Below are 3,643 nucleotides of genomic sequence, written 5' to 3'. Positions count from 1 at the left end.
TTCCCATCCCGAACACGGAAGTTAAGCTCTTCAGCGCCGATGGTACTGCACGGGAAGCTGTGTGGGAGAGTAGGACGCCGCCGAAATCCTTCTTCATACCAGCCCGCTCCCACAAGCTTTCGGGGAGCGGGCTGCCTCGTTTTTATTCTGCCATAAAATTTTCAGATCTTCCTCCTTTTTTCGATCTGTGGTAAGGTCGCAGCATCATTGCGGACCCATTCTTTGCAACACATTACCATTCCTTTCACACATCGGCCTCAATATGGGTTTTCGAGGGATTAAAAACAGGGTTTTTATTCAATTCTGGATATTGTTCTTCTTATCCATGCTATTCATCGATGTGTTGGTGCTTTTCATTTTTCTCGAAAGAACCATTTCGCGACAAATCGATCAAAAACGATCTGTTCTGGCGATTGCCTGTCAAAACCACAGGCGGTTTCCCATTAACGATGATGCACTGGGTCTGCTGATAGACAAGCGCGTGCTGCCCAAGGGCGATCGGTTATTTTTTGCCGAGGCGTCCGCGCTAACACAGACCGGCGGGCATCCTATGGAAACGCCGGACGCCCTTGAAACAGCGGTTTATCAGACGCTGAACACTGGTTTGGCGACCACCCGAAAGGCCGGGAAAACGATTGGTTTGCTTTTTTTGCAGCACAAATCGGTGATTATTACCTGTCCCATCAAATCAGATGGCGCAACCGTTGCCGCCGGAGGTCTCGAGAGTTCCCTGACAAATATCTATCAGGACTTTCGCAGGATACAAAAGATATCCCTCATCTTTGTGGTTATTAACAGCTTCTTTTTTGCACTATTCGGCAACCGCCAACTCACCCGGATCTATTTCAGGCCGCTGAAAAGGCTGGCAAAACGCGCCGAAACCTATCAAGATGAAGATACATTGTTCTTCTCTGTTCGAAAAGAAGACAACGAGTTTTCCGTTCTCTCCTCTTCACTGAATAAAATGTTGGATCGCATTTCCGACGACAAGCGCGTGCTGAAGGAAACGATCGGCTCTCTCAAGGCCGCCAATGTTGAACTCAAGAAAGCGCAGAACGATGTCATCCGTGCCGAAAAATTGGCCACTGTGGGTCGCTTGACCTCCGGCATCGCCCACGAAATCGGCAACCCCATCGGAATTGTTTTAGGGTATCTGGATTTACTGAAACAGGCGGATTTGACATCTGAGGAACGAAATGACTTTGTCGCCAGGTCGGAAAAGGAGATCACGCGGATCAACCATATCATTCGGCAATTGCTCGACATGTCCAGATCCCCCGTCGGTGAATCAAAGGCGATGTCCATCCACCAACTGCTCCAGGACCTGATGGTGGTGCTCAGCTACCAGCCGGCGGCAGATTCCATTGTTTTCGAATCGAATCTTGACGCCACCGACGATATTGTTTTTGCTGACCCCGATCGGCTCAGACAGGTCTTTTTGAACATCCTGCTAAACGCCGTCGATGCGGTAAGCAGCGATACAAGCGCGGATGCACGGATACAGATGATCACCGAATGCACGACTGATGACAGCGGCTTGCCCAGTGAACCTGAAGGCGGTTTTATCAAGGTGACCATTCAGGACAGTGGGCCCGGGATCCATCCCTCAAATTTGCCTCATGTGTTCGATCCCTTTTTTACCACCAAGCCTCCCGGAAAAGGAACGGGGTTAGGGCTTAGTGTTTCATTCATGATTGTCGAAAAACTGGGTGGCCACATCACCGTATCCGGCAGCGAAGAAATGGGGGCCGTCTTTCAGGTGGTGTTACCGCTGGCTAAGCACAGGGATGTAATCGCTATGGATAGAAAGACAGGTTCTTATGGTAGCCAATAAAAAACAAAAAAGAATTCTGATCATCGACGATGAAGAAAATATGCGCCACATGCTTCAAACGATGCTTACGCGCTACGGTTATTCCATTTTTACGGCCAAAGATGGCGCCGACGGGCTTGAAAAAATAACCGACGATCAATTTGATTTCGTTCTTTGCGATGTGAAAATGCCGCGGATGAACGGCATGGAATTTTTAAAGGCAGGGCGCGATCGTCTGTTTTCAACTACCGTGATCATGATGTCAGCCTTTGGCAGCATCGACATGGCCATTGAGGCCATGAAACTCGGTGCCTACGATTTTGTTTCTAAACCGTTTAAAAATGAAGAAATCCGCCTGACCATCAAAAAAGCGGAAGAACGGGAGCGACTGACCAAAGAAAACATTGAACTCAAAGACCGGATCCGGCGTATCGGCGGCAGTCTCTCATTTGGAAACATGGTGGGCAGGAGCCCCATCATTCAGACCGTTTTTTCCGTGGCTTTGAAAGTTGCCCGATTTGACAGCACCGTGCTGATCACCGGTGAGAGCGGCACCGGAAAGGAACTGGTGGCCCAAGGTATCCACCGGGAAAGTGACCGGCGGTCCAGCCCCATGGTTCCGGTAAACTGTGCCTCCATACCGGAGAGTCTCATGGAAAGTGAGTTGTTCGGTCATGTCAAGGGTGCCTTTACCGGGGCCGATAAAGATAAGAAGGGCCTTTTCGAAATAGCAGAAGGGGGAACCCTTTTTCTGGATGAGATTGGCGATATTCCGGTTTCCCTGCAACCGAAGCTGCTCCGGGTACTTCAGGAAAGCGAAATTCGTCCGGTGGGCGGGGGCCAATCCAGAGCCGTCGATATACGCGTGATTGCGGCTACCTCGAAGGACTTGGAAAAGGAAATGGCGTCGGGGCATTTCAGGGAGGATTTGTTTTACCGCCTCAATGTCGTTCCCATAACGCTGCCTCCGCTTCGGCATCGGCCGGAGGATATCCCCCTGCTGTGCAAATTTTTTATAAACCGCTTTAATAAAAGCCTTGGCAGCAGTATCATGAATATCTCATCTGCAGTCATGACCGGGCTGATGCAACATGACTGGCCGGGTAACATCAGAGAATTGGAAAATGCCATCGAGCGTGCCATCGTCCTTGCGGATGGCAGCACCTTGGAATTAGAAAATTTTGTTTTTGGCAAAGGGGGGGCGTCGAATCCGGATCCAACGGGCAGCGGCTATGACGGGTTCTCTTTGAAAGCCGCCAAAGCAGAACTGGAGGATAAGATGATCCGAAAGGCGCTCACTGCAACAGGCGGGAATCGAACCCATGCGGCCAACATGCTTGAGATCAGCCACCCCTCTCTGTTAAGCAAAATAAAGCTGTATGGTATCGAAAAATAGAAGGGCTCGGGGGTTCAAGGATCCGAGGGGTCAAGGGGAGCTTTTACGCTTTACCTGAACTGAATGAATTGACGATTGCCTCCTTGAACCCTGGGCCTCCTGGATCTTTCTATGTCAGCCCAAACCTGGAAGATGACGATGAACACTAAAATAGCCAAAGGATTTTGACGGCACGTTCTCACAGTTTGGCCTGCTGGAATAATCGTTCGATATTCAGCCGGTTGATCATATCCGTGAATATCTCCCCAATCACTTTTTCCGCACCGCCGCTCCCCATCACTTTCAGTCGTTCCGCACTTCCGGACACCACCTCCCGTGCAACCAGTTGCGTGTCCTGAGTCAGGCTGACTTCATAGCTGATGTCCGCCATCCATTTCAGGCCGACCAGGTTGATGTGGAACTGATTGATGTTGATCTGGAACACCGGTATGCTC

General features: G+C 50.2%; 3 protein-coding genes and 1 rRNA gene. 3 read left to right on the top strand and 1 reads right to left on the bottom strand.

From position 1 onward, the window contains the following. From rrf to QNK41_RS17915, 3 genes are all read left to right on the top strand, one after another. Positions 1–86, top strand: a 5S ribosomal RNA gene (gene rrf / locus QNK41_RS17925); the annotation flags it as partial. Between the two features lie 239 nt (positions 87–325). Next, a complete protein-coding gene (locus tag QNK41_RS17920) occupies positions 326–1,834 on the top strand; it encodes a sensor histidine kinase (RefSeq protein ID WP_319259588.1) in 1,509 nt (502 codons plus the stop codon). Then, a complete protein-coding gene (locus QNK41_RS17915; RefSeq protein ID WP_319259585.1) occupies positions 1,821–3,209 on the top strand; it encodes a sigma-54 dependent transcriptional regulator in 1,389 nt (462 codons plus the stop codon). The genes QNK41_RS17920 and QNK41_RS17915 overlap by 14 nt, the downstream gene beginning before the upstream one ends. 178 nt (positions 3,210–3,387) lie before the next feature. Here the strand turns inward: QNK41_RS17915 and QNK41_RS17910 are convergent. Beyond that, positions 3,388–3,643 (bottom strand): hypothetical protein (locus QNK41_RS17910; RefSeq protein WP_319259582.1); only part of this gene is annotated, 256 nt, incomplete at its 5' end.

This window comes from Desulfosarcina sp., assembly GCF_033791525.1.
Lineage (GTDB): Bacteria > Desulfobacterota > Desulfobacteria > Desulfobacterales > Desulfosarcinaceae > Desulfosarcina.
The sequence above is the reverse complement of the archived record's forward strand: the minus strand, read 5'-3'. Positions and strand labels throughout refer to the sequence as shown.

What these genes read in the sequence shown, in the direction of transcription:
- QNK41_RS17920 (WP_319259588.1), top strand. Translation starts at nt 326, where the DNA reads ATGCTATTCATCGATGTGTTGGTGCTTTTCATTTTTCTCGAAAGAACC.
- QNK41_RS17915 (WP_319259585.1), top strand. Translation starts at nt 1,821, where the DNA reads ATGGTAGCCAATAAAAAACAAAAAAGAATTCTGATCATCGACGATGAA.